The 24,577-nt window shown below is 58.6% G+C and carries 22 protein-coding genes; 15 read left to right on the top strand and 7 right to left on the bottom strand.

Annotation, left to right across the window (positions count from 1 at the left end; genetic code table 11):
- Positions 1 to 56 precede the first annotated feature (56 nt).
- Positions 57 to 803: a 3-oxoacyl-ACP reductase family protein gene (locus AC3ISI_RS20035; protein WP_489333468.1), complete on the bottom strand. Its 747-nt coding sequence runs from the start codon at positions 801 to 803 to the stop codon at positions 57 to 59.
- Between the two features lie 124 nt (positions 804 to 927).
- Between AC3ISI_RS20035 and AC3ISI_RS20030 the strand changes: the two genes are divergently transcribed.
- Positions 928 to 1,851 carry a LysR family transcriptional regulator gene (locus AC3ISI_RS20030; RefSeq protein ID WP_489333467.1) on the top strand — a complete coding sequence of 308 codons (924 nt, stop codon included), beginning with the start codon at positions 928 to 930 and terminating at the stop codon, positions 1,849 to 1,851.
- Positions 1,852 to 2,003: 152 nt separating this feature from the next.
- On the opposite strand, the gene AC3ISI_RS20025 is transcribed toward AC3ISI_RS20030, so the two are convergent.
- Complete coding sequence (locus AC3ISI_RS20025) at positions 2,004 to 2,744, bottom strand: phosphoadenylyl-sulfate reductase (RefSeq protein ID WP_489333466.1); 741 nt, start codon at positions 2,742 to 2,744, stop codon at positions 2,004 to 2,006.
- 173 nt (positions 2,745 to 2,917) lie between these two features.
- Between AC3ISI_RS20025 and thrH the strand changes: the two genes are divergently transcribed.
- Positions 2,918 to 3,535, top strand: a complete 618-nt coding sequence (gene thrH, locus AC3ISI_RS20020; RefSeq protein ID WP_477791820.1) for a bifunctional phosphoserine phosphatase/homoserine phosphotransferase ThrH — start codon at positions 2,918 to 2,920, stop codon at positions 3,533 to 3,535.
- A 102-nt stretch (positions 3,536 to 3,637) separates the two neighbouring features.
- On the opposite strand, the gene pabB is transcribed toward thrH, so the two are convergent.
- From pabB to rloA, 4 genes are all read right to left on the bottom strand, one after another.
- A complete protein-coding gene (pabB, locus tag AC3ISI_RS20015; RefSeq protein ID WP_489333465.1) occupies positions 3,638 to 4,975 on the bottom strand; it encodes an aminodeoxychorismate synthase component I in 1,338 nt (445 codons plus the stop codon).
- Positions 4,976 to 5,190: 215 nt separating this feature from the next.
- Positions 5,191 to 6,177, bottom strand: a complete 987-nt coding sequence (locus AC3ISI_RS20010; protein WP_489333464.1) for an alpha-L-glutamate ligase-like protein — start codon at positions 6,175 to 6,177, stop codon at positions 5,191 to 5,193.
- A complete protein-coding gene (rloB, locus tag AC3ISI_RS20005; protein WP_489333463.1) occupies positions 6,177 to 7,712 on the bottom strand; it encodes an osmotic stress tolerance membrane protein RloB in 1,536 nt (511 codons plus the stop codon). The genes AC3ISI_RS20010 and rloB overlap by 1 nt, the downstream gene beginning before the upstream one ends.
- 5 nt (positions 7,713 to 7,717) lie before the next feature.
- Positions 7,718 to 8,254 (bottom strand): retropepsin-like aspartic peptidase RloA, encoded by a 537-nt coding sequence (gene rloA / locus AC3ISI_RS20000; RefSeq protein WP_223516750.1) that lies wholly within the window; start codon positions 8,252 to 8,254, stop codon positions 7,718 to 7,720.
- 302 nt (positions 8,255 to 8,556) lie between these two features.
- Here rloA and AC3ISI_RS19995 point away from each other — a divergent pair, with 302 nt between their 5' ends.
- From AC3ISI_RS19995 to prpF, 5 genes are all read left to right on the top strand, one after another.
- Positions 8,557 to 9,273 carry a GntR family transcriptional regulator gene (locus AC3ISI_RS19995; RefSeq protein WP_489337758.1) on the top strand — a complete coding sequence of 239 codons (717 nt, stop codon included), beginning with the start codon at positions 8,557 to 8,559 and terminating at the stop codon, positions 9,271 to 9,273.
- A complete protein-coding gene (gene prpB, locus AC3ISI_RS19990) occupies positions 9,270 to 10,160 on the top strand; it encodes a methylisocitrate lyase (protein WP_053157387.1) in 891 nt (296 codons plus the stop codon). The genes AC3ISI_RS19995 and prpB overlap by 4 nt, the downstream gene beginning before the upstream one ends.
- 44 nt (positions 10,161 to 10,204) lie before the next feature.
- Positions 10,205 to 11,332 (top strand): bifunctional 2-methylcitrate synthase/citrate synthase, encoded by a 1,128-nt coding sequence (prpC, locus tag AC3ISI_RS19985; RefSeq protein WP_489333462.1) that lies wholly within the window; start codon positions 10,205 to 10,207, stop codon positions 11,330 to 11,332.
- Positions 11,333 to 11,516: 184 nt separating this feature from the next.
- Entirely contained in the window at positions 11,517 to 14,111 is a 2,595-nt protein-coding gene (acnD, locus tag AC3ISI_RS19980) for a Fe/S-dependent 2-methylisocitrate dehydratase AcnD (RefSeq protein WP_489333461.1), read from the top strand.
- Between the two features lie 66 nt (positions 14,112 to 14,177).
- Positions 14,178 to 15,368: a 2-methylaconitate cis-trans isomerase PrpF gene (gene prpF, locus AC3ISI_RS19975; protein WP_489333460.1), complete on the top strand. Its 1,191-nt coding sequence runs from the start codon at positions 14,178 to 14,180 to the stop codon at positions 15,366 to 15,368.
- A 138-nt stretch (positions 15,369 to 15,506) separates the two neighbouring features.
- Here prpF and ppsR read toward each other — a convergent pair whose 3' ends face one another.
- Positions 15,507 to 16,325, bottom strand: a complete 819-nt coding sequence (gene ppsR, locus AC3ISI_RS19970) for a posphoenolpyruvate synthetase regulatory kinase/phosphorylase PpsR (RefSeq protein ID WP_027922552.1) — start codon at positions 16,323 to 16,325, stop codon at positions 15,507 to 15,509.
- Between the two features lie 174 nt (positions 16,326 to 16,499).
- On the opposite strand from ppsR, the gene ppsA reads away from it, so the two are divergent.
- The 8 genes from ppsA to AC3ISI_RS19930 all read left to right on the top strand — a co-directional run bounded on the left by ppsA (position 16,500) and on the right by AC3ISI_RS19930 (position 24,549).
- On the top strand, positions 16,500 to 18,875 hold the full coding sequence (ppsA, locus tag AC3ISI_RS19965; RefSeq protein ID WP_489333459.1) for a phosphoenolpyruvate synthase: 2,376 nt from the start codon (positions 16,500 to 16,502) through the stop codon (positions 18,873 to 18,875).
- 85 nt (positions 18,876 to 18,960) lie between these two features.
- A complete protein-coding gene (locus tag AC3ISI_RS19960; protein WP_489333458.1) occupies positions 18,961 to 19,950 on the top strand; it encodes an alpha/beta fold hydrolase in 990 nt (329 codons plus the stop codon).
- A 120-nt stretch (positions 19,951 to 20,070) separates the two neighbouring features.
- Positions 20,071 to 20,562: a ribonuclease E activity regulator RraA gene (gene rraA / locus AC3ISI_RS19955; protein ID WP_027922555.1), complete on the top strand. Its 492-nt coding sequence runs from the start codon at positions 20,071 to 20,073 to the stop codon at positions 20,560 to 20,562.
- A 24-nt stretch (positions 20,563 to 20,586) separates the two neighbouring features.
- Positions 20,587 to 21,582 carry a zinc transporter ZntB gene (locus AC3ISI_RS19950; RefSeq protein ID WP_489333457.1) on the top strand — a complete coding sequence of 332 codons (996 nt, stop codon included), beginning with the start codon at positions 20,587 to 20,589 and terminating at the stop codon, positions 21,580 to 21,582.
- Between the two features lie 63 nt (positions 21,583 to 21,645).
- The gene (locus tag AC3ISI_RS19945; protein ID WP_007944521.1) at positions 21,646 to 21,894 is read left to right on the top strand and encodes a hypothetical protein; all 249 of its coding nucleotides are present in this window, start codon (positions 21,646 to 21,648) and stop codon (positions 21,892 to 21,894) included.
- 1 nt (position 21,895) lies between these two features.
- On the top strand, positions 21,896 to 22,720 hold the full coding sequence (locus AC3ISI_RS19940) for a mechanosensitive ion channel family protein (protein WP_008048604.1): 825 nt from the start codon (positions 21,896 to 21,898) through the stop codon (positions 22,718 to 22,720).
- Between the two features lie 87 nt (positions 22,721 to 22,807).
- Complete coding sequence (sigX, locus tag AC3ISI_RS19935; protein WP_033049026.1) at positions 22,808 to 23,398, top strand: RNA polymerase sigma factor SigX; 591 nt, start codon at positions 22,808 to 22,810, stop codon at positions 23,396 to 23,398.
- 107 nt (positions 23,399 to 23,505) lie between these two features.
- Positions 23,506 to 24,549 carry an OmpA family protein gene (locus tag AC3ISI_RS19930; RefSeq protein ID WP_489333456.1) on the top strand — a complete coding sequence of 348 codons (1,044 nt, stop codon included), beginning with the start codon at positions 23,506 to 23,508 and terminating at the stop codon, positions 24,547 to 24,549.
- Positions 24,550 to 24,577 lie beyond the last annotated feature (28 nt).

Below are 24,577 nucleotides of genomic sequence, written 5' to 3'. Positions count from 1 at the left end.
ACAATGTTGCCTGACGCACCGTCTTCGCGAGCAGGCTCGCTCCCACCTTTAGCGCATCAGGCGCCGAAACCACCGTCGATGGTCAGGCTGGCCCCAGTGATGTAACCGGCTTCCGGACCCACGAGGTAGGCAACGAAGCTGGCGATTTCTTCGGCTTTGCCGTATCGACCCACCGCCATCAATGGGATCAGGCTTTCAGCGAAGTCACCGTGGGCCGGGTTCATGTCGGTGTCGACCGGGCCGGGCTGCACGTTGTTGATAGTGATGCCGCGCGGGCCGAGGTCGCGGGCCAGGCCTTTGGTCAGGCCGACCAGCGCCGCTTTGCTCATGGCGTACGGGCCACCACCGGCGAAGGGCATGCGATCGGCGTTGGTGCTGCCGATGTTGATGATGCGACCGCCCTCGGTCATGTGTGTGGCGGCGGCCTGGGTGGCGATGAACACGCTACGCACGTTGATGGCGAGGGTCTGGTCGAAGTCTTCGAGTTTGAAATCTTCCAGGGGAGCAACGGCCAGCACGCCGGCGTTGTTGACCAGGATGTCCAGGCGACCAAACGCTTTGACGGTAGCGCTCACTGCGCTGCGAATGGCCTCGGCGTCGGCGCTGTCCGCCTTGATGGCCAGGGCTTTGCCGCCGCTGGCGGTGATGCTGTTTTGCAATTCTTCGGCTTTGGTTGTGGAACTGACGTAGGTGAAGGCAACGGTCGCGCCTTCAGCGGCCAGGCGTTTGACGATGGCTGCGCCGATACCGCGGGATCCGCCTTGGATCAACGCCACTTTGCCGCTGAGGTTCTGAGTAGTCATATCGATCTCCAAAGTCCCGAGGCGGATGCCTCGGTTGATGGAGCCTAGTATCGATTGAGGACTAGACGCTGAGTAGACGGTAATTGCGATAGTCTGTGTAAACCCAAAGTTTATAGTGGCGCCTATGGAAACCTTCAGCAGTATCGAATGCTTTGTGCGCAGCGCCGAGGTCGGCAGCTTTGCCGAAGCCGCCCGGCGCTTGAGCCTGACCCCGGCCGCTGTGGGCAAGAGTGTTGCAAAACTTGAGGCTCGGCTCGGTGTGCGGCTGTTTCAACGCAGCACCCGCAGCCTGACGTTGACGGAGGCCGGTCAACTGTTTCTCGGCGAGGTCAGTTCCAGCCTGCACACGATCCAGAATGCCGTCGCCAATCTGGCCAGCGCCGAAGGGCGACCGGCGGGGACGTTGAAGGTCAGCATGGGTACGGTGTTTGGGCGTTTGTATGTCGTGCCGTTGCTGGGAGAGTTTTTGCGGCGGTTTCCGGCGATCAATCCGGACTGGCATTTCGAAAACCGCCAGGTTGATTTGATCGCGCAGGGGTTCGACGCCGCGATCGGCGGTGGTTTTGAGCTGCCTCAAGGTGTGGTGGCGCGCAAGCTGACGCCGGCGCATCGGGTGTTGGTGGCGTCATCCGATTACTTGAGCACACATGAAGCGATCATCGAGCCTGACGACCTGAAGCATCACGATGGCATCTTGATTCGTTCCCCGCAGACCGGCCGGGTGCGTTCCTGGCAGTTGACCAGTCGCTCGCAGCAACACAGCCCGCTGACGCTGAAGGCGCGAATGACCATGAGCGATTCGGAAGCGGCGTGCGCGACGGCAGTTCAGGGGTTAGGGATTGCACTGGTGAGCATGCCGTTTGCTTGCGGTTATCTGGAGAGCGGGAAGCTGCAACGAGTGCTGCCGGACTGGTATGTTGACGATGGCAATATTTCGATCTATTACGCGGAACACAAATTGTTGCCGGGAAAGACCCGGGCGTTTGTGGATTTCATCATTGAACAGTTTGCGGAGCAGGGGTTGAGGCAACGATTTAGTGCGGTTTGACTTCGGCTTGGGACCGAGGTGCTGCTATCGCGGGCAGCCCGGCTCCCACAGCGATGTGTGAGCGCCGAAAATCCATTGTGGGAGCGTGGCTTGCCCGCGATGAACGATAACGCGGTCTAGCGCTCCCACAGGGGAATATCACAAGGCGGGGATCAGGCCTTGGACTTGCTGATGATGTTGCCCGCATGCAGCCCGCATTCTTTCTGCGTCGCCTCTTCCCACCACCAGCGACCTTCGCGTTCATGCTGGTTCGGCAGCACTGGCCGGGTGCACGGTTCGCAGCCAATGCTGATGAACCCGCGCTCATGCAGGCTGTTGTACGGCAGCTCCAGCATGCGGATGTAGCCCCAGATTTCTTCGCTGGTCATTTGCGCCAACGGGTTGAATTTGTACAGGGTGCGCTCGGGGGTGGAGAACGCGGTGTCGATTTCCAGCACGGCGACGGCGCTGCGGGTGCCGGGGCTCTGGTCGCGGCGCTGGCCGGTGGCCCAGGCGGTTACGCCGGACAATTTGCGGCGCAGCGGCTCGATCTTGCGGATACCGCAGCATTCGCCATGGCCGTCCTTATAGAAACTGAACAGGCCTTTTTCCTTCACGAACGGTTCAAGTTTCGTGTAGTCCGGCGACACCAGTTCGATGTCGATCTTGTAGTGCTCACGCACTTGATCGATGAAGCGGTAGGTTTCCGGGTGCAAGCGGCCGGTGTCGAGGCTGAACACTTTGACGTTCTTGTTCAGCTTCCAGGCCATGTCTACCAGCACCACGTCTTCGGCGCCGCTGAAAGATATCCACAGGTCATCGCCAAACTCGGCGAACGCCAGTTTCAGGATGTCCTGCGCGGATTTATTGGCATAGGTCGTGGCGAGTTCCACGATGTCGAACGTTGGGCTCATCAGGGCGGCTTCCTACAGGTCAGTGGCGCTGGGCGCTCTATATGGTCCGGATGGTAACAAAATCCTGCAGCCGCTGGCGCGCCCTCTGCGTTGCGCCGGTCAGCCTGAATCGCTAGAGTTCGGCTGTCTTTTTACTCGCTCGACTCAATAATCAATACAAATGGGAGTGTCTTGTGGAAATTGCCTGTCTGGATCTTGAAGGTGTACTGGTCCCGGAAATCTGGATCGCTTTCGCCGAAAAAACCGGGATCGAATCGCTCCGGGCCACCACTCGGGACATTCCCGATTACGACGTGTTAATGAAGCAACGTCTGCGAATCCTCGACGAACATGGCTTGAAACTCACTGACATTCAGGAAGTGATTGCCACGCTTAAGCCGCTCGATGGCGCCATTGAGTTCGTCAATTGGCTACGTGAGCGTTTTCAGGTGGTGATTCTGTCGGACACGTTCTACGAGTTTTCCCAGCCGCTAATGCGCCAGCTGGGCTTCCCGACGTTGCTCTGCCATCGTCTGATTACCGACGATTCGGGTCGGGTGACCAGCTATCAGCTTCGTCAGAAAGATCCCAAGCGTCAGTCGGTTTTAGCCTTCAAGAGCCTTTACTATCGGGTGATCGCGGCGGGGGATTCTTACAACGACACCACGATGCTGGGTGAGGCGGATGCCGGGATTCTGTTCCATGCGCCGGATAATGTGATTCGTGAGTTCCCGCAGTTTCCGGCGGTGCACACATTTGAAGAACTGAAGCAGGAGTTCATCAAGGCTTCGAATCGGGCTTTGAGTTTGTAGTTGTCCTTGAGGACGCCATCGCGGGCAAGCCCGGCTCCCACATTGGAATGCATTCCAACTGTGGGAGCCGGGTTTGGTCCGGGCGGCGTTCCGACGATGCTTTTAAAGGTTTTGCAGGGTATCGAGCAGGACCTTTACCTTGGTAATTGATTCCTGATACTCGGCCTGCCATTCGGAATCGGCGACAATCCCGCCGCCGCCCCAGCAGCACACCTGTCCATCCTTGACCAGCAGGCTGCGAATCGCGATGGAGCTGTCCATCTCGCCGCGCACATCCAGATACAGCAGTGACCCGCAGTACAATCCGCGCCGGGTTGGTTCCAGCTCGTCAATAATCTGCATCGCACGAATCTTCGGCGCGCCGGTGATCGAGCCGCCGGGGAAACTGCCGGCGATCAGGTCTAGCGCATCCCGATCATGCGCCAGTTCACCGGTCACGCTGCTCACCAGGTGATGCACGTTCGGATAACTTTCCAGGCTGAACAACTCCGGCACCCGTACCGAACCTATACGGCAGGTTCGGCCGAGGTCGTTGCGTAGCAGGTCGACAATCATCAGGTTTTCCGCGCGATCCTTGGGGCTGGCCAGCAGTTCGGCGGCGTTCGCTGCATCTTCGGCTGCGGTCAGGCCGCGCGGGCGAGTGCCTTTGATTGGACGGGTTTCCACATGACGTTCGCTGACTTTGACGAATCGCTCCGGGGACAGGCTCAGCACCGCGCCGCCATCGGGCAGGCTCTGGAAGCCGGAAAAGGGTGTCGGGCACGCGGCTCGCAGCGCCACATACGCCGCCCATGGATCGCCTTGGCACTCAGCGCGGAAGCGCTGGGCGAAGTTGACCTGGTAGCAATCGCCGGCCTGGATGTAGTTTTGAATACGTTCCAGCGCCCGGCGATACTCGTCAGCGCTCAGATCGGCACTCATCGGCGCTTTTAGTTTGAAGGGTTCAACGGTTTCAGCCGTCGGCTGGCCGAACAGCGTGATCAGGCGCTGGCGTTCGCTATCGATCAGCGTCGGGTGAAACACCAGTTGAGTGGTCTTTACGTGGTGATCGCTGATCAAGGCCCAGTCGTATAACCCGAAACGTGCGTCGGGCAAGTGCAGGTCATCTTGCGCCTGACTCGGTAGATGCTCCAGGTGCCGACCGAAGTCGTAGCTCAGATAACCGATCAGGCCGCCGGCGAAGGGCAGTTCGTGAGGAACCGTCGCTTCACCGAGTCGTGTCAGATGGTCGCGCAGGCGTTGCAGGAAATCGCTGCCGCTTTCGTCGGGCAGCACCGCCAATTGCACTAGCGGCCAGGCGCTGAGCAGATCAAAACGGCCACGCTCGGCACTCGGCCGGCCACTGTCGAGCAGCACGGCGCCGGGGGCATGACGAATCGCCGCGAAGTACTCAGCGGGGTTGGCGCGATAAGGGAGCGGGTGTACGGAACAGGTCAGCATGGGCGGGGCAGATCAGCCATCGAGGCGGGGTGGCGATTGTAGTCCTCTGCAGGATTTGCTCCTAGAGGGGATGTCGGGGATTGGCAGATTGGCGGCAGGGTTGACAGAGCTGGTGACTGTTCGACCGCTATCGCGAGCAAGCTCGGCTCCTACAGGGTTTGGCGCGTTCTTGTAGGAGCCGAGCTTGCTCGCGATGGCAGCGGCTCGGTCTTGGATCAGCCCTCAACCGCCGGAATATGCCCAAACATCTCCTGAACAAACTCCACTCGCTCCTTCACCGTTTCAGTCATCCCGCGAGCTTTCAACTCTTCCAGTCGCGCTTCAACCGCATGGGTGCGCAACGTCAAACCGCAATCGTTGGCGATCTGAATGTTCAATCCCGGCCGGGCATTGAGCTCAAGGATCAGCGGGCCTTTTTCCTGGTCCAGGACCATATCAACGCCGATATAACCCAGCCCGCACAGCTCATAACAGCCGGCAGCGAGTTTCATGAAACCGTCCCAGTAGGGCAGTTGCACGCCATCGACGGCGTTGGTGGTGTCCGGGTGTTTGGTGATGATGTTGTTCAGCCACGTACCACGCAGTGTCTCGCCGGTCGCGAGGTCGACGCCGACACCGATGGCGCCCTGGTGCAGGTTGGCCTTGCCGCCGGATTGTCGGGTCGGCAGGCGCAGCATGGCCATCACCGGGTAGCCCATCAGCACGATGATGCGAATGTCCGGAACGCCTTCATAGCTGATGCTTTTGAAAATCTGGTCCGGGATCACCCTGTATTCGATCAGCGCGCGGTCGCGGTGACCGCCCAGGGAATACAGGCCGGTGAGGATGCTGGAGACATGGTGCTCGATTTCCTCATGATCGATGATCTTGCCGGACACCGTGCGATAGCGGCCCTCGAAACGGTCGACAATCACAATGATGCCGTCGCCGCCTGCGCCCTGGGCCGGTTTGATCACGAAGTCGGTGCGCCCGCCGACGATGGAATCGAGGTTGTCGATTTCCTTTTCGGTGGAGATCACGCCGTACAGTTCCGGCACGTGAATGCCGGCGGCAATGGCGCGCTCCTTGGTGATGATCTTGTCATCGACAATCGGGTACAGGCTGCGCTTGTTGTACTTGAGCACGTAGTCGGCGTTACGCCGGTTGATGCCCATGATGCCCCGGGCTTCCAGGGCCTTCCAGGTCTTCCAGAAACCGAACATCAGGCGTCAGCCTTCTTCAGGAACGCCTTGAAACGCACCAGTTCGGTCAAGCGGTAGCCGCGATAGCGACCCATCGCCAGCATGAAGCCCACCAAGATCAGCAGGATCGCCGGGAAGGTGAACACGAAGTACACCAGCTCCGGCACGGTCATGATCAAGTGCGCCAGGGACGCGGCGAACAGGGTGCCAATGGCCACTTTCATGGCATGGCCCGAGCCGCGTTCTTCCCAGGTAATCGACAGGCGTTCGATGGTCATGGTCAGGATCACCATCGGGAACAACGCCACCGACAGCCCGCGTTCCAGGCCGAGTTTATGGCTGAACAGGCTGATGGCCGCGATCAGCACCACTACGAAGGTCAGCACCACCGACAGCCTCGGCAGCATTTGCAGCTTCAGGTGTTCCAGGTAGGAACGTAGCGAGAGCCCCAGCGCGGTGATGATCGTAAACAGCACGATGCCGAAGCCGAGCTGGGTCTCGCGGAAGGCGAGGGCGATCAGCACCGGAGTAAAGGTGCCGAGTGTCTGAATGCCGATCAGGTTGCGCAGGATCAGAATCACCAGCACGCCAATCGGGATCATCACCATGATCATGAACGTCTGCTGGGTTTGCAGCGGCAGGCCGTACAACGAGTACTCGAGGAAGTTGGCGTCAGTGTTTTCATCGGTCAGCTTGGCCAGGCGAATGGCGTTCATTTCGCTGTTGTTCAGGCTGAACGTCACGTTGGCTTTTTTGCCGCCATCGACCGTGATCAGGTTTTCGTCGCCGGTCCACCACAGCAAACGGTCAGTCGGCAGGCCTTGTTCACCGGTTTCCGGGTTGAAGTACAGCCAGTCCGTGCCGTTGAAGCTACGCAACCACAGCTCAGGCAATTGCGGTTGGTCGGCCACCAGACGGATGGTGTGGACCTTTTCCACCGGCACGTGGGCGATGGACAGGACCAATTCGACGATCCTGGCTTTGTTTGCAGTGGACGGATCGCCGCCCAGCAGCAGTTTCACATTGTCGTCGCTGAGGTTGTTGACTCGCTTGATCGCTTCGCCGACGAAGGTTTCGACGTCGGCCGAGTGCTGGCGGATCGGCGCGAGCAGGGCTTCGGCGGCGACTTTTTCCGCGCCTTCGACGGCGATGCTGTCGCGGAAGGTCGGGCCCTTGATCTTGGATTTTTCGCCGGAGTAACGCTTGGTCAGCACCAGGCGGTAATAAAGGGTCTGATTGCCCTTGGCCCGGCGCGCCGACCAGGTGACCTTGCGGTTGCCGTCGACCCGGTTCACCGCCACGCCATAATTATTGGAGATGAAGCTCTCGTTGAGGCTGACGAAGTCGCGGCTCAGTGGCGGCACGAACATCTGGATCTTGACCGGGTCCTTGGCACTGGCGACGAACTCGACCTTGGCGTCGATGTTCCACAAGTCGTCGGTGGCGTCTTCGGTCACGGGAATGCCGAGCACGAAGATCTGATAGGCCGTAACTGAAATGCCCAGCACCACCAGGATGGCGATCAGCAATTTCAGATGGAGGGTAAGAGAGCGCATTGGAATTACTCTGCGGTATGAGCGTCGGTGGCGCAGGCGGGTTTGCCCGCAGCGTATTTAAGACTGGGGTCGACCAGCGCGTCGAAACGTTTGAGCGCTTCGGAGCCGATCAACAACGGATATTGGAAGGCGCTGCGGTCGGTCAGGTTCACTTCGATGCTGCGTAAAGCCGAACCCATGCAAATATCCAGTTCGATCACCGGGCGGGCCGTGTACTTCTTACCTTCTTCCGGGTCGTAGTCACCGGCCCGGCGCTTGATCTTGCTGACTCGGGCCAGTGGGCGTTCGATCGGGTGCGAATGGGCGGCGTCGATGGCCAGGTAAAAGCGCACCCAGGACTCGCCATTGCGTTTGAAGCGTTTGATGTCGCGGGCACTCAGCGAAGCGGTCTTCGCCCCGGTGTCGAGTTTGGCCGCGACTTCAAGGTTGATGCCATCCAGGGACGCGTACTCGTTGAGGCCGTACACCGTCTTTTCCCCTGCTGCGGCAAAACCGGGCAAGCAAAGTAGATAAAGGAATGTCGGGAAGGGCTTGAGTCTCATAAATCCTGGCGCGCAGCGGTCCGTACTTCGATTCAAGGCCCTGGCATTGCTGCACAAGCCCCCTCGTATGCCTGTCAGCTATTTATGACAAGCCGTGCAGATGCCACAAACAAATGCGGGCGGCATTCTAGCACGGTGGTTTGACGGCGCCAGCGCTGGCAGGCGGCTATAAACCACTGTGCTGCTTAGTTATGGTGCGGCTGGTTATTAGACGATTGTCGACAATATCTAATTAACCTTTGACTACACGGCCTGTTTTCGCTAGTTTTTGCGCCATCAGCTTTCAAGGTGTCGACAATATGCTGGATCAACTGGATCCCCCGCTCACTACCCAAGACGATTCGGAGACGCTTTCCGAAAACGTCTTTCGCCGTATTCAGGCGGCCATCGTCAAGGGCGAGATCGCCCCAGGCAGCAAGATCTCCGAGCCGGAGCTGGCGCGCACCTACGGCATCAGCCGCGGGCCATTGCGTGAGGCGATCCACCGCCTGGAAGGCCAGCGTCTGCTGGTACGTGTGCCGCATGTTGGGGCGCGGGTGGTTTCGCTGAATCATGCCGAGTTGCTGGAACTCTACGAAATCCGTGAGTCCCTTGAAGGCATGGCCTGCCGCTTGGCCGCCGAGCGGATGACCCTCGAAGAAATCGACGAACTGCGCCGTGTCCTCGAAACCCACGAGCGCGATGAGGCGTTTCGAGCCGGACGAGGCTACTACCAGCAGGAAGGCGATTTCGACTTCCATTACCGGATTATCCAGGGCAGCGGCAACCGCACGCTGACCCAAATGCTCTGCGGCGAGCTGTATCAATTGGTGCGCATGTACCGCATCCAGTTTTCCACCGTACCCAATCGCCCGCATCAGGCGTTTGCCGAGCACCACCGAATTCTCGATGCCATCGCCGACCGTGACGGTGAACTGGCCGAGTTGTTGATGCGCCGTCACATCGGCGCCTCCAAACGCAATATCGCCCGTCATTACCAGGACGGCGCTAACCCGACAGCCAAACGAGGTGAGTCATGAGTTTGAACAAGAGCACTCCAGGCCAGCGTTTCCGCGATGCGGTCGCCAGTGAACATCCATTGCAAGTGGTCGGCGCAATCAACGCCAATCACGCGTTGCTGGCCAAGCGCGCCGGTTTCAAGGCGATTTACCTGTCGGGTGGCGGCGTCGCCGCCGGCTCTCTCGGCCTGCCGGACCTGGGCATCACCGGCCTGGATGACGTGCTGACCGACGTGCGTCGCATCACTGACGTCTGCGACCTGCCGCTGCTGGTGGACGTGGACACCGGTTTCGGTTCCTCGGCCTTCAACGTCGCCCGTACCGTGAAGTCGATGATCAAGTTCGGCGCTGCGGCGATTCACATCGAAGACCAGGTCGGTGCCAAGCGTTGCGGCCACCGCCCTAACAAAGAAATCGTTACCCAGCAGGAAATGGTCGACCGCATCAAAGCCGCTGTGGATGCGCGTACCGATGACAGCTTCGTGATCATGGCGCGTACCGACGCCTTGGCGGTCGAAGGTCTGGAATCTGCCCTGGATCGCGCTGCCGCGTGCATCGAGGCGGGCGCCGACATGATTTTCCCGGAAGCCATCACCGAACTGGACATGTACAAGCTGTTCGCCAGCCGTGTGAAAGCGCCGATCCTGGCCAACATCACCGAATTCGGCGCGACGCCGCTGTACACCACCGAGCAACTGGCCGGTGCCGATGTATCGCTGGTGCTGTACCCGCTGTCGGCCTTCCGCGCCATGAACAAGGCGGCGGAAAACGTCTACAACGCTCTGCGCCGCGACGGCACGCAGGCGAATGTCATCGACACCATGCAGACGCGCATGGAGCTTTACGATCGCATCGACTACCACACCTTCGAGCAGAAGCTCGATGCGTTGTTCGCTGCGAAGAAGTAAGTCGATTAACTCCCTAACAAATTCAAGAAATTCTGGAGACAGCAATGGCCGAAGCAAAAGTACTCAGTGGCGCCGGGCTCCGTGGCCAGGTTGCCGGGCAAACCGCACTGTCCACCGTAGGCCAATCGGGCGCGGGCCTGACCTATCGTGGCTACGACGTTCGTGAACTGGCGGCTGACGCTCAGTTCGAAGAAGTCGCCTACCTGCTGCTGTACGGCGAGCTGCCGAACAAAGCGCAACTGGATGCCTACGTCAGCAAGCTGAGCAAGCTGCGTGACTTGCCGCAAGCATTGAAAGAAGTGCTGGAACGCATCCCTGCCGACGCCCATCCGATGGACGTGATGCGTACCGGCTGCTCGTTCCTGGGCAACCTGGAGCCGGAGAACAATTTCTCCGAGCAACACGACAAAACCGACCGTCTGCTCGCTGCATTCCCGGCGATCATGACCTACTGGTACCGCTTCAGCCACGACGGCAAGCGCATCAGCTGCGTGACTGACGAGCAGTCTATCGGTGGCCATTTCCTGCACCTGCTGCACGGTGAAAAGCCGAGCGAGTTGCACGTCAAAGTGATGAACGTTTCGTTGATCCTTTACGCAGAGCACGAGTTCAACGCGTCGACGTTCACCGCACGTGTTTGCGCGTCCACCCTGTCGGATCTGTTCTCCTGCATCACCGCCGCTATTGGCTCGCTGCGTGGTCCACTGCACGGTGGCGCCAACGAAGCTGCGATGGAAATGATCGAGCGCTTCAGCTCGCCGGAAGCGGCGATCGAAGGCACCCTCGGCATGCTCGAGCGCAAAGACAAGATCATGGGCTTCGGTCACGCGATCTATAAGGACAACGATCCGCGCAACGAAGTGATCAAGGGCTGGTCGAAAAAACTCGCTGACGAAGTGGGCGACAAGGTGTTGTTCCCGGTTTCCGAAGCCATCGACAAGACCATGTGGGAGCAAAAGAAACTGTTCCCGAATGCCGACTTCTACCATGCCTCGGCGTACCACTTCATGGGCATTCCGACCAAGTTGTTCACACCGATTTTCGTCTGCTCGCGCCTGACCGGTTGGGCTGCTCACGTGTTCGAACAACGTGCCAACAACCGCATCATCCGTCCGAGCGCCGAGTACACCGGCGTTGAACAGCGCAAGTTCGTGCCAATCGAACAACGCTGAATGGTGGGGGCTGGTTAATCGGGAACCTGTAGGAGCCGAGCTTGTTCGCGATGACGGTCTGACATTCAACATTGATGTCGACTGATACACCGCCATCGCGAGCAAGCTCGGCTCCTACAGGGGATCGGTTTCAATGCAATGCCAGGCCCCACCCTTTGTAATTACCGTGACCGAGTCCCTGACGATGAACACAGAATTTCGTAAACAGCTGCCCGGCAGCCATCTGGATTACTTCGACGTCCGCGCGGCAGTCGAAGCCATTGCCCCTGGCGCCTACGACACCCTGCCGTACACCTCGCGCGTGTTGGCGGAAAACCTTGTGCGTCGCTGCGACCCGGCCACGCTCACCGAATCCCTGAAGCAATTCATCGAACGCAAGCGCGACCTCGATTTCCCTTGGTTCCCGGCCCGCGTGGTGTGCCACGACATTCTCGGCCAGACCGCACTGGTCGACCTCGCCGGCCTGCGTGACGCCATCGCCCTGCAAGGCGGTGACCCGGCGCAAGTGAACCCGGTCGTGCCGACCCAATTGATCGTCGACCACTCCCTGGCCGTCGAGCGCGGTGGTTTTGATCCGGAGGCGTTCGAGAAGAACCGCGCCATCGAAGACCGTCGCAACGAAGACCGTTTCCACTTCATCAACTGGACCAAGAAGGCGTTCAAGAACGTCGACGTGATCCCGCCAGGCAACGGCATCATGCACCAGATCAACCTGGAGAAAATGTCTCCGGTGATCCAGGTGCGTGACGGCGTGGCGTTCCCCGATACCTGCGTCGGCACCGACAGTCACACCCCGCACGTTGATGCGCTGGGCGTAATCGCCATCGGTGTGGGTGGTCTGGAAGCCGAGAGCGTGATGCTCGGCCGTGCTTCCTGGATGCGTCTGCCGGAAAGCGTCGGCGTCGAACTGACCGGCAAGCTGCAACCGGGCATCACCGCCACCGACATGGTGCTGGCGTTGACCGAGTTCCTGCGCAAGCAAAAAGTCGTGGGCGCATGGCTGGAGTTCTTCGGTGAAGGCGCCGCCGCGCTGACCCTCGGCGACCGCGCAACCATTTCCAACATGGCCCCGGAATACGGCGCCACGGCTGCGATGTTTTACATCGATCAGCAGACCATCGACTACCTCAAACTCACTGGTCGTGAAGATGATCAGGTGCAGTTGGTCGAGAATTACGCCAAGGTCACTGGCCTGTGGGCCGACAGCCTGAAGGGCGCGCAATACGAGCGCGGCTTGACCTTCGACCTGTCCACCGTGGTGCGCAACATGGCCGGCCCGAGCAATCCGCACGCCCGTGTAGCGGTTTCGGATCTGGCCGCCAAAGGCATCTCCGGCCAGTGGGATGACGTGCCGGGTCAAATGCCGGACGGCGCGGTGATCATCGCCGCCATCACCAGCTGCACCAACACCAGTAACCCGCGCAACGTGATCGCTGCCGGCCTGCTGGCGCGCAACGCCAACAAGCTCGGTCTGACCCGCAAACCATGGGTCAAGTCGTCCTTGGCACCGGGTTCGAAAACCGTCGCGCTTTACCTCGATGAAGCCGGCCTGACCGATGAGTTGGACAAGCTCGGTTTCGGTGTTGTCGCCTTCGCGTGCACCACCTGCAACGGCATGTCCGGCGCATTGGACCCGGTGATTCAGCAAGAGATCATCGACCGCGACCTGTACGCCACTGCCGTGCTGTCCGGTAACCGCAACTTCGACGGCCGGATTCACCCGTACGCCAAGCAAGCATTCCTCGCATCGCCGCCACTGGTGGTCGCTTACGCCATCGCCGGGACCATCCGTTTCGACATCGAAAAAGATGTACTGGCCGTGGTCGATGGCAAGGAAATTCGCCTGAAAGATATCTGGCCAAGCGACGAAGAAATCGACGCTGTGGTCAAGGCATCGGTGAAGCCGGAGCAGTTCCGTCAGGTCTACATCCCGATGTTCGCCATCCACGAAGACACCGGTCCGAAAGTGGCGCCGCTGTACGACTGGCGCGAGATGAGCACCTATATCCGCCGTCCGCCGTACTGGGAAGGCGCGTTGGCCGGGGCACGTCCGCTCAAGGGCATGCGCCCATTGGCAGTGCTGCCGGACAACATCACCACCGATCACCTGTCGCCGTCGAACGCGATCATGCTGGACAGCGCCGCCGGTGAATACCTGGCGAAAATGGGCCTGCCGGAAGAGGACTTCAACTCTTACGCGACTCACCGTGGTGACCACCTGACTGCGCAGCGTGCCACCTTCGCCAACCCGAAACTGTTCAACGAAATGGTTCTGGAAAACGGCAAGGTCAAGCAAGGTTCGCTGGCACGCGTCGAGCCGGAAGGCAAAGTGATGCGCATGTGGGAAGCCATCGAAACCTACATGGATCGCAAGCAGCCGCTGATCATCATTGCCGGTGCCGACTACGGTCAGGGTTCGTCCCGCGACTGGGCAGCCAAAGGCGTGCGTCTGGCGGGTGTGGAAGCGATTGCGGCTGAAGGTTTCGAGCGCATTCACCGCACCAACCTGGTGGGCATGGGCGTGTTGCCGCTGGAGTTCAAAGCCGGCACCAACCGTCACACCCTGGCTATCGACGGCAGTGAAACCTACGACGTGATCGGCGAGCGCACACCGCGCGCCGAGCTGACGTTGGTGATCCATCGCAAGAATGGCGAACGCGTCGATGTGCCCGTGACCTGCCGCCTCGACACCGCTGAAGAAGTGTCGATCTACGAAGCCGGCGGCGTGTTGCAACGCTTTGCGCAGGACTTCCTCGAAGAGTCGGCAGTCGTCGTTTAACACACGCTGTACAAACACGGGACTTCAAGTCCCGTGTCTGTTTTCAAGGTAAGGAGTAACGAGCAAATGGCTCACGCAGCTCAGATCAAAATCCCTGCCACCTACATGCGTGGCGGCACCAGCAAAGGCGTGTTTTTCAGCCTGAACGACCTGCCCGAAGTGGCACAAATTCCCGGCCCGGCCCGCGATGCCTTGTTGCTGCGCGTGATCGGCAGCCCCGACCCGTACGACAAGCAAATCGACGGCATGGGCGGCGCAACTTCCAGCACCAGCAAAACCGTGATCCTGTCGAAAAGCCTCAAGGCTGATCACGACGTGGATTACCTGTTTGGTCAGGTGTCCATCGACAAGCCTTTCGTTGACTGGAGTGGCAACTGCGGCAACCTGACGGCGGCAGTCGGTTCGTTTGCCATCAGCAATGGTCTGGTCGACGCCAGCCGCATCCCGCACAACGGCGTGGCCGTGGTTCGTGTGTGGCAAGCCAACATCGGCAAAACCATCATTGCCCATGTACCGATCACCAACGGTGAAGTGCAGGAAACCGGTGATTTCGAGCTCGATGGCGTGACCTTTCCCGCCGCCGAAGTACAAGTCGAATTCCTGGACCCTGCCGCGGAAGAAGAGGGCGGCGGTGGTTCGATGTTCCCTACCGGCAATCTGGTGGACGACCTCGAAGTACCCGGCGTCGGGACCTTCAAGGCGACCATGATCAATGCCGGCATCCCGACGATTTTCGTCAATGCCGAAGACATCGGTTACACCGGCACCGAGCTGCAGGGCGCGATCAACAGCGACCCGAAAGCGTTGCTGATGTTCGAAACCATCCGCGCTTACGGCGCATTGCGCATGGGCCTGATCTCGAACATCGACGAAGCGGCCAAGCGTCAGCACACTCCTAAGGTGGCCTTCGTGGCCAAGCCGGCGGACTACGTGTCGTCCAGCGGCAAGGCGATTGCAGCGGGGGATGTCGACCTGCTGGTACGTGCGTTGTCGATGGGGAAATTGCACCACGCGATGATGGGCACGGCGGCTGTGGCGATTGGCACGGCAGCGGCAATTACCGGCACGTTAGTGAACCTCGCGGCGGGCGGTGTCGAACGCAATGCAGTACGTTTCGGCCATCCGTCCGGCACGTTGCGCGTCGGTGCCGAAGCCAGCCTGGTGAACGGTGAGTGGACCGTGAACAAAGCCATCATGAGCCGCAGTGCGCGGGTATTGATGGAAGGGTTTGTCCGGGTGCCGGGCGACTCTTTCTAACCAGGACACCAAACCTGGGGGCATTGGCTGAGACCGTGTGATCGTTCATCGCGGGCAAGCCACGCTCCCACATTTGGAGTCAGTTTCCTTGTGGGAGCGTGGCTTGCCCGCGATGGCGATATAACAGGCGACGCAGAACTACTTGAACCGCCGCTCCACACCTTTCTCCACCAGAATTTTCGCGGAAATCTCTTCCACCGAAAAGTGCGTGGAGTTGATGTGCGGGATGTTCTCGCGGCGGAACAGGTTTTCCACCTCGCGCACTTCAAACTCGCACTGGGCATAGCTTGAATAACGGCTGTTGGGTTTGCGCTCGTTGCGGATCGCAGTAAGGCGGTCCGGGTCGATGGTCAGGCCAAACAGTTTGTGCTGATGGGCGCGCAGGGCGCTTGGCAGGGTCAGGCGCTCCATGTCGTCTTCGGTCAGCGGGTAGTTGGCCGCGCGGATGCCGAATTGCATGGCCATGTACAGACACGTCGGGGTCTTGCCGCAACGCGACACGCCGACCAGGATCAAATCGGCCTTGTCGTAGTAGTGCGTGCGGGCGCCATCGTCGTTGTCGAGGGCGAAGTTCACCGCCTCGATACGTTCCATGTAATTGGTGTTGGCGCCGATGGAGTGGGATTTGCCCACGGTGTAAGAAGAATGCTCGGTCAATTCCTGCTCAAGCGGTGCCAGGAACGTCGAGAAAATGTCGATCATGAAACCATTGGAGGTCGCGAGGATCTCACGGATGTCCTGATTGACGATGGTGTCAAAAATAATCGGCCGGAAACCGTCGGTTTCAGCGGCTTTGTTGATTTGTTGTACCATGGCCCGCGCTTTATCCACGTTGTCGATGTACGGTCGCGTGAATTTGCTAAAGGTAATGTTTTCGAACTGCGCCAGGAGGCTTTGACCCAGGGTTTCGGCCGTAATGCCGGTACCGTCGGAAATAAAGAAAGCAGATCGTTTCATTTGCACCTTGGGCCTTAAGCTAATGACGAATCTTGGATATGATAGGCGCGGTTTGTCGGCCGCCAGTGGCCCGCATTCTCACTTATTTTCCAGGTCCAGGCCATACAGCTGGCAAATGCTCCCCCGAGCAGCCGGCTTCTGAGCGTTTCCAACACAGTTAGTGGAGAGATCACCTTGGTAGAGTACGTAGTTTCCCTCGATAAGCTCGGCGTCCATGATGTGGAGCACGTAGGGGGCAAGAACGCATCCCTGGGCGAGATGATCAGTAACCTTGCAGGTGCCGGTGTATCGGTGCCCGGTGGCTTCGCCACGACAGCTCAGGCTTATCGTGATTTTCTGGAGCTGAGCGGCCTCAACGATCAGATCCACGCCGCCCTCGACGCCCTGGATGTCGACGATGTCAACGCCCTGGCCCGTACCGGCGCCCAGATCCGTCAATGGATCATGGAAGCCGAGTTCCCCGAGAAGCTCAACGCCGAGATCCGCACCGCGTTCGCCACGCTGTCGGCCGGCAACCCTGACATGGCCGTGGCCGTGCGTTCCTCCGCTACCGCCGAAGACTTGCCGGACGCTTCTTTCGCCGGTCAGCAGGAAACCTTCCTGAACATCCGTGGTGTCGAAAACGTCATTCGCGCCGCCAAAGAGGTGTTCGCTTCGCTGTTCAACGACCGTGCGATTTCCTATCGCGTGCACCAGGGCTTTGACCACAAGCTGGTGGCTCTGTCGGCTGGCGTTCAGCGCATGGTCCGCTCCGAAACCGGCACCGCCGGCGTGATGTTCACCCTTGATACCGAATCGGGATTCCGTGACGTCGTGTTCATCACCGGCGCCTACGGCCTGGGTGAAACCGTCGTACAAGGCGCGGTGAACCCGGATGAGTTCTACGTCCACAAAGGCACGCTGGCCGCTGGTCGCCCAGCCATCCTGCGCCGCAACCTGGGCAGCAAAGCCATCAAGATGATCTACGGCGAAGTCGCCACGGCCGGGAAATCGGTCAAGACCATCGACGTCGACAAGGCGGATCGCGCTCGTTTCTGCCTGAGCGATGCCGAAGTCAGCGAACTGGCCAAGCAAGCGATGATCATCGAGAAGCACTACAAGTGCCCGATGGACATCGAATGGGCCAAAGACGGCGACGACGGCAAGCTCTACATCGTTCAGGCCCGCCCTGAAACCGTGAAGAGCCGTACCCAGGCCAACGTCATGGAGCGTTACCTGTTGAAAGAAACCGGCACCGTGCTGGTTGAAGGTCGCGCCATCGGCCAGCGCATCGGCGCCGGCAAGGTCCGCATCATCAAGGACGTGTCCGAGATGGACAAAGTCCAGCCGGGCGACGTTCTGGTTTCTGACATGACCGACCCGGACTGGGAACCGGTCATGAAGCGTGCCAGCGCCATCGTCACCAACCGTGGCGGTCGTACTTGCCACGCGGCGATCATTGCACGCGAGCTGGGCATCCCGGCCGTAGTCGGTTGCGGCAACGCCACCCAGCTGTTGAAAGACGGCCAGGGCGTGACTGTTTCCTGTGCTGAAGGCGACACTGGTTATATCTTCGAAGGCGAACTGGGCTTCGACATCAAGAAAAACTCGGTCGATGCCATGCCGGACCTGCCGTTCAAGATCATGATGAACGTCGGTAACCCGGACCGCGCCTTCGACTTCGCGCAACTACCGAACGCCGGTGTGGGCCTGGCCCGTCTGGAATTCATCATCAACCGCATGATCGGCGTTCACCCCAAAGCGCTGTTGAACTACGACGGTCTGCCGCAGGACATCAAGGACAGCGTCGACAAGCGCATCGCCGGTTACAACGATCCGGTCGACTTCTATGTCGACAAACTGGTGGAAGGCATCAGCACCCTGGCTGCAGCGTTCACGCCGAAAAAGGTCATCGTGCGTCTGTCGGACTTCAAGTCCAACGAATACGCGAACCTGATCGGCGGCAAGCTCTACGAACCGGAAGAAGAAAACCCGATGCTGGGCTTCCGTGGCGCTTCGCGTTACATCAGTGAATCGTTCCGTGACTGCTTCGAGCTCGAGTGCCGTGCCCTCAAGCGTGTGCGCAACGAGATGGGCCTGACCAACGTCGAAATCATGGTGCCGTTCGTCCGTACCCTGGGCGAAGCCAGCCAAGTGATCGATCTGCTGGCCGAAAACGGTCTGGCTCGCGGCGAAAACGGTCTGCGCATCATCATGATGTGCGAACTGCCGTCCAACGCGATCCTCGCTGAAGAGTTCCTCGAATTCTTCGACGGTTTCTCGATCGGTTCCAACGACCTGACTCAGCTGACGCTGGGCCTGGACCGTGACTCCGGGATCATCGCGCACCTGTTCGATGAGCGTAATCCGGCGGTCAAGAAGCTGCTGGCCAACGCCATTGCCGCGTGCAACAAGGCTGGCAAGTACATCGGCATTTGCGGTCAGGGTCCTTCGGACCACCCTGATCTTGCCAAGTGGCTGATGGAGCAGGGCATCGAAAGCGTTTCGTTGAACCCCGATTCCGTACTGGAAACCTGGTTCTTCCTGGCTGAAGGTCAGGCGCAGGCGTGATGTGAATGAAGCCCCGGTCAGGCGGCCGGGGCTTTAATTTGAGTAGGGCGGGCTTGGATGCCGCCCTTTTTTGTGCAAGAGCATTATGCAAAGCAGCAGCAACCTATTTCCTGTCGCCCTGATCAGCGCCGAGCGGCGCGGCGATCTGAGCGAAGATGTTTATCGATTGAAACCGGCCAATAGCCCGGACCCTAGTGTCGAGCTGGCCGTTACCCGATTGGGCATGGCCGATGGAGCGGTGGGGCGCGGTGTGCCGCTGATTCTGTTGCACGGCAGTTTTTCCAATCGGCGCTTCTGGTTTTCCCCGAAAGGGCTGGGGTTGGGCGCTTACCTTACGCGTCTGGGATTCGACGTATGGATCCCGGAAATGCGCGGCCATGGCCTGTCCCAGCGTAACCAGAACTACCGCAAGAACCGTGTCGCCGACTACGCGCGTTACGATCTGCCAGCCATTGGCGCGTTCGTACGTGAACAGAGTGGCCAGATTCCGCACTGGATCGGTCACTCACTGGGCGGTATCACGCTGGCAGCGGCATTGGGCGGTGAGTACATCGGCGAGCCTGTGGTGGCGTCTGCGGCGTTCTTTGGTGCGCAGGTCAGCCGGACTTACTGGCCATTGAAAATTCCACCGGTGGAATGGAGCGGGCGTTTTATTCTCAAACGCTTTGCACAGCTGTCGGGATCCCGGCTCAAGCGCGGCCCGGAGGACGAGCCGATTGGCCTGGCCCTGGAAAGCATGCGCTGGTACGGCTTGTTCGGGCGTTTTGGTGATGCCGACAAGGACTGGTGGGCCGGCTTGGCCAATGTTGCGATGCCGGTGTTGGCCGTAAGCGCGGTGGGTGATCATCAGGACCCGACGTGGGCGTGCCGCAAACTGTTCGACCAGATAGGTTCTGAGCACAAACAGTTCGTAGAACTTGGTCGCGAGCAGGGTTTTGGCGACAATTTTGGTCACGTTGAAATGCTCGTCAGCAAAGCCGCTCAAGCCGAAGTCTGGCCATTGGTGGCGCGTTGGTTGGCTGAACAACAGACGCCCTTGATGGGCGACAAGCCGGATCGGGCGACCGCAGTTTGATGCAGGTGCTCTAACAAGGGCATTCCGCTCTGTTCGGCTAGCGGCTAAGATATGACGCATTGAGCTATTTTGGTCACGTTCGACACCCTCGATTGTCTTCCTCTTTACAGGAGTTTCTCGATGAACCATTACCTCACGCCTGACCTGTGCGACGCCTATCCGGAGCTGGTGCAGGTGTTGGAACCGATGTTCAGCAATTTTGGTGGCCGTGATTCTTTCGGCGGCGAAATCGTGACCATCAAGTGCTTCGAAGACAACTCGCTGGTCAAGGAACAAGCCGAGCTCAAGGGCAATGGCAAGGTGTTGGTGGTCGATGGTGGCGGTTCGCTGCGTCGTGCGCTATTGGGCGACATGATCGCCGAGAAAGCCGCGAAAAACGGTTGGGAGGGGCTGGTGATCTACGGTTGCATCCGTGACGTCGACGTCATTGCGCAAACCGACCTGGGCGTTCAGGCCCTGGCCAGCCATCCGATGAAGACCGACAAGCGCGGGATCGGCGATCTCAACGTAGCGGTGACATTTGCGGGCGTGACGTTCCATCCAGGCCATTACATCTATGCGGACAACAACGGTGTCATCATCTCGCCAAGCCCGTTGAAAATGCCTGAATAAACAGAAACCAACAAAGGGATGCGGATGTTCGAGGAAGAAAACGCGCAGTGGGGCCTGGTGCATGCCCTGGTGCTGGACGGAAAAGGCGGTGCGCGTTCGATAGCCCGGACTGAGCTCGATGACTTGCAGCTGCAGGCCCATGAAAGCCTGTGGCTGCACTGGGATCGCAGTCATCCGCAAACTCAGACCTGGCTGCGTAAATCCAGCGGTCTGAGTGAATTCAGCTGTGATCTTTTACTCGAAGAAAACACCCGGCCACGTCTGTTGCCCTTGCCGGACGCTGAACTGTTGCTGTTTCTGCGCGGGGTCAACCTGAATCCCGGCGCAGAGCCGGAAGACATGGTCTCGGTGCGCATCTTCGCCTCAGCCCAGCGAGTTATCTCCTTGCGTCTGCGGCCCTTGCGCGCAACCGATGAATTGCTGGTGCAGCTCACCGATGGCAAAGGGCCGAAAACCGCCTCCGAACTCGTCCTGTATATGGCGCAGTACCTCACCAACAAAGTGCAGGATCTGGTCAGTTGCCTCTCGGAAGTGGTCGATGAGGAAGAAGAAAAACTGGATACCGACGAGCGGTATACTCCCGAACACGGCGCCATTTTGCAGATCCGTCGCAGGGCGGCGGCGCTGAAACGTTTCCTTGCACCTCAACGGGATATTTTTGGGCAACTGACGCGTATAAAACTGCCCTGGTTTGTCGACGACGATGGCGATTACTGGAACGAATTGAACAACAGCCTGACCCGCTATCTTGAGGAGCTGGAATTGACCCGGGAGCGGGTGGGGCTGGTCCTTGAGGCTGAAGACAGACGCTTGAGCGTGCGCATGAACCGCACGATGTACCGTTTCGGGATCATCACCGGGATCTTTTTGCCGATGAGTTTTCTGACCGGTCTTTTGGGGATCAACGTGGGTGGCATTCCGTTCTCTGCCAACCCTTATGGCTTCCTGATTGCGTGCCTGATGATGGTCTCGGTGGCACTCGGGCAGTGGTGGTTATTTCGACGTTTGCGCTGGGTCTGAGGATAAGTCATGTGACCCGAGCAAATTTGACCGCGTCTTTCACAGACATCACGAGAGGTGCGTATGCACGATCCGTTTGAACAGTCTTTGCGTGACATGCTCAATGCATCACCCTCCACCCGGGACGATGATGCGTGCCTTGGGCGTGTACTGAAAACCGCCAACCGCCAGGTCGGCGCCGGTGATCTGTTCAGCCTGCTGGGGCGCTGGTTGCCTGCGCTGATGATTGCCCTCAATAATGGCTCGGCCCACGTCTCGCCGGTATCCCGTCACCGTAAACCTACCGTTCGCACTGCTGATAAGGCTGATTAATATGGAACTTGATCTCTGGACTCAGAGTCTCGTCACTGCAATGACTGCGTTATGGACCAAGGTTGCGAACTTCATTCCGAACCTGTTCGGCGCACTGGTCGTGCTGCTGTTGGGTTTCGTCGTGGCGAAACTTTTGGACACTTTATTGTCCAAGCTGCTCGCCAAGCTGGGGCTCGATCGCCTGATGGGCGGTACCGGGCTGACTAAGTTGCTATCCCGCGCCGGGCTTCAAGTTCCGATCTCGACCCTGATCGGAAAAATTGTCTATTGGTTCGTTCTGCTAATTTTTTTGGTTTCTGCCGCAGAATCCCTTGGACTTGAGCGAGTTTCAGCTACGCTGGATATGTTAGCTCTGTATTTGCCGAAGGTATTCGGCGCGGCGCTGGTGTTGCTGGTGGGTGTTTTGCTGGCGCAGCTGGCCAATGGATTGGTGCGTGGCGCAGCAGAAGGTGTAGGACTGGACTACGCTTCAGGATTGGGACGAATTGCGCAGGGGCTGGTGATTATCATCAGCATTTCGGTTGCGATCAGCCAGTTGGAGGTCAAGACTGACCTGCTCAACCATGTGATCGTCATCGTATTGATTACCGTTGGTCTGGCGGTTGCGCTGGCCATGGGGTTGGGAAGCCGGGAAATCGCCGGTCAGATTCTTGCGGGAATCTATGTGCGTGAGCTATATCAGGTTGGGCAACAAGTGCGTGTTGGTGAGGTTGAGGGGCAGATCGAAGAGATCGGCACGGTTAAAACTACATTGCTGACCGATGAGGGTGAGCTAGTCTCTCTCTCGAATCGGATTCTCCTGGAGCAGCATGTGAGTAGCCGCTAACCCGGCAAACCCTGCTAACGTATGCCGCCGCAAAATGCCCTGAAAGGGCTGCGGCGGACATTGACCTGACTGTCGGCCCGACTTGTTTTGAATAAAGCTCAATCGCTCTCCACGCGCTACGACCCCCGCGAGCTCTCTGATGAGGAGTTGGTCGCGCGCTCGCATACCGAGCTGTTTCACGTAACGCGCGCCTATGAAGAACTGATGCGGCGTTACCAGCGAACATTATTTAACGTCTGTGCTCGATACCTTGGGAACGATCGCGACGCAGACGATGTCTGTCAGGAAGTGATGCTGAAGGTGTTGTATGGCTTGAAGAACTTTGAAGGGAAATCGAAGTTCAAGACATGGCTGTACAGCATCACCTACAACGAATGCATCACACAGTATCGAAAGGAGCGGCGAAAGCGTCGTTTGATGGACGCCTTGAGTCTTGACCCTCTCGAGGAAGCATCTGAAGAGAAGATGCCGAAACCTGAGGATAAGGGTGGACTTGATCGCTGGCTTGTGTATGTAAACCCGATTGACCGTGAAATTTTGGTGCTACGATTTGTCGCAGAGCTGGAATTTCAGGAGATCGCGGATATTATGCACATGGGATTGAGCGCAACAAAAATGCGGTACAAACGCGCTCTCGATAAATTGCGTGAGAAATTTGCAGGCAGTGCTGAAACTTAGTTCAGCGCAAATATCTCTTACGTGTAGGCTAGTTCTGATAGACTAGCCGCCGAGTTGTCCCCCGGTTTGAGGGACTGCTTTACAATCACCAGATGGGGATTTAACGGATGAAACTGAAAAACACCTTGGGCTTGGCCATTGGTACTCTTATTGCCGCTACTTCTTTCGGCGCTCTGGCACAAGGCCAAGGCGCTTTTGAAGGCGAGCTTAACTACGGGAAGAAGTACAACGACAGCGTTGACAACGTTCAAGATGGTTACACTCCTGGCGCCTCCATCGGTTACTTCTTGACCGACGATGTATCGATCAACTTCACGTACAACGCTGAAGACTACACCCGTTCGGAAAACAACACTGGCAATCAGAAAATCGAAGGCGACAGTTTCGGTCTGAACGGTCAGTACCACTTCAACAACGCTGGCGACGCTCTGCGTCCTTACGTTCAAGGTGGTGTTAAGCACGGCAGCATGACCAACGTACGTGATGATGGCCACTCCGGCCGTGACCAGTCGACTTTCCTGACTGCTGGCGCTGGTGTTAAGTGGTACTTCGTAGAAAACGTCTTCGCCCGTGCTGGCGTAGAAGCTGACTACAAGCTGGACAACGGCCGTTGGGACTACATTCCTTCCATCGGTCTGGGTGTGAACTTCGGTGGCGGCAACAAGCCTGCTCCAGTTGCTGCTGCTCCAGAAGTTTGCTCCGACAGCGACAACGATGGCGTGTGCGACAACGTTGACAAGTGCCCAGACACTCCAGCCAACGTAACTGTTGACGCTGATGGCTGCCCGGCAGTTGCTGAAGTTGTTCGTGTTGAGCTGGACGTGAAATTCGACTTCGACAAGTCGGTAGTCAAGCCAAACAGCTACGCTGACATCAAGAACCTGGCTGATTTCATGAAGCAGTACCCAGCCACCAGCACCACTGTTGAAGGTCACACTGACAACGTCGGTCCTGATGCTTACAACCAGAAACTGTCTGAGCGTCGTGCAAACGCCGTTAAGCAAGTTCTGACCAGCCAGTACGGTGTTGAATCGTCGCGCGTTCAGTCTGTTGGCTACGGCGAATCCCGCCCAGTTGCTGACAACAAAACCGCTGAAGGTCGCGCTGTAAACCGTCGCGTAGAAGCGCAGGTTGAAGCTCACGCTAAGTAATTAGCCTGTAGCTCCGAGAAAAGCCCGG

Source organism: Pseudomonas sp. GL_139_B (assembly GCF_057834475.1).
Note: the sequence above shows the minus strand (reverse complement) of the source record. Positions and strands in the feature narration are given on the sequence as shown.

Bases quoted from the DNA above. Each gene is read 5' to 3' on its own strand.
- AC3ISI_RS20030 (WP_489333467.1), top strand. From the start codon at position 928: ATGGAAACCTTCAGCAGTATCGAATGCTTTGTGCGCAGCGCCGAGGTC.
- rraA (WP_027922555.1), top strand. From the start codon at position 20,071: ATGAACCATTACCTCACGCCTGACCTGTGCGACGCCTATCCGGAGCTG.
- prpC (WP_489333462.1), top strand. From the start codon at position 10,205: ATGGCCGAAGCAAAAGTACTCAGTGGCGCCGGGCTCCGTGGCCAGGTT.
- AC3ISI_RS19960 (WP_489333458.1), top strand. From the start codon at position 18,961: ATGCAAAGCAGCAGCAACCTATTTCCTGTCGCCCTGATCAGCGCCGAG.
- AC3ISI_RS20010 (WP_489333464.1), bottom strand. From the start codon at position 6,177: ATGTTCGGTTTCTGGAAGACCTGGAAGGCCCTGGAAGCCCGGGGCATC.
- prpF (WP_489333460.1), top strand. From the start codon at position 14,178: ATGGCTCACGCAGCTCAGATCAAAATCCCTGCCACCTACATGCGTGGC.
- pabB (WP_489333465.1), bottom strand. From the start codon at position 4,975: ATGCTGACCTGTTCCGTACACCCGCTCCCTTATCGCGCCAACCCCGCT.
- AC3ISI_RS19950 (WP_489333457.1), top strand. From the start codon at position 20,587: ATGTTCGAGGAAGAAAACGCGCAGTGGGGCCTGGTGCATGCCCTGGTG.
- AC3ISI_RS20025 (WP_489333466.1), bottom strand. From the start codon at position 2,744: ATGAGCCCAACGTTCGACATCGTGGAACTCGCCACGACCTATGCCAAT.
- AC3ISI_RS19930 (WP_489333456.1), top strand. From the start codon at position 23,506: ATGAAACTGAAAAACACCTTGGGCTTGGCCATTGGTACTCTTATTGCC.
- ppsR (WP_027922552.1), bottom strand. From the start codon at position 16,325: ATGAAACGATCTGCTTTCTTTATTTCCGACGGTACCGGCATTACGGCC.
- AC3ISI_RS19940 (WP_008048604.1), top strand. From the start codon at position 21,896: ATGGAACTTGATCTCTGGACTCAGAGTCTCGTCACTGCAATGACTGCG.
- rloA (WP_223516750.1), bottom strand. From the start codon at position 8,254: ATGAGACTCAAGCCCTTCCCGACATTCCTTTATCTACTTTGCTTGCCC.
- rloB (WP_489333463.1), bottom strand. From the start codon at position 7,712: ATGCGCTCTCTTACCCTCCATCTGAAATTGCTGATCGCCATCCTGGTG.
- prpB (WP_053157387.1), top strand. From the start codon at position 9,270: ATGAGTTTGAACAAGAGCACTCCAGGCCAGCGTTTCCGCGATGCGGTC.
- AC3ISI_RS20035 (WP_489333468.1), bottom strand. From the start codon at position 803: ATGACTACTCAGAACCTCAGCGGCAAAGTGGCGTTGATCCAAGGCGGA.
- acnD (WP_489333461.1), top strand. From the start codon at position 11,517: ATGAACACAGAATTTCGTAAACAGCTGCCCGGCAGCCATCTGGATTAC.
- AC3ISI_RS19945 (WP_007944521.1), top strand. From the start codon at position 21,646: ATGCACGATCCGTTTGAACAGTCTTTGCGTGACATGCTCAATGCATCA.